The following is a 264-nucleotide window of genomic DNA, read 5'->3' on the forward strand; positions in this document are numbered from 1 at the left end:
GAACGTCGTGCGCACCGCAGCCGAAGTCTGCAAGGGCAAGGTGCCGATCCTGGCCGGCGCAGGCGGCCCGACGCGCGTCGCCATCGAGTATGCGAAAGAAGCCGAGCGCCACGGCGCAAACGGCATTCTGCTGATGCCGCACTATCTGACGGAAGCCTGCCAGGAAGGCATCGCCGCGCACGCCGAAGAAGTCTGCAAGTCGGTGCCGAACATGGGCGTGATCATTTACAACCGCGCCAATTCGAAGCTTAACGCCGACATGCT

General features: G+C 63.3%; 1 protein-coding gene. It reads left to right on the plus strand.

Annotation, left to right across the window (positions count from 1 at the left end; all coding sequences use genetic code 11):
* Positions 1–264, plus strand: a 264-nt coding sequence (locus tag SB753_RS38180; protein ID WP_410805308.1) for a dihydrodipicolinate synthase family protein, incomplete at both ends; no start/stop codon positions are given.

The sequence above is a fragment of the Paraburkholderia sp. SIMBA_053 genome (genome assembly GCF_046534895.1).
Lineage (GTDB): Bacteria > Pseudomonadota > Gammaproteobacteria > Burkholderiales > Burkholderiaceae > Paraburkholderia > Paraburkholderia caledonica.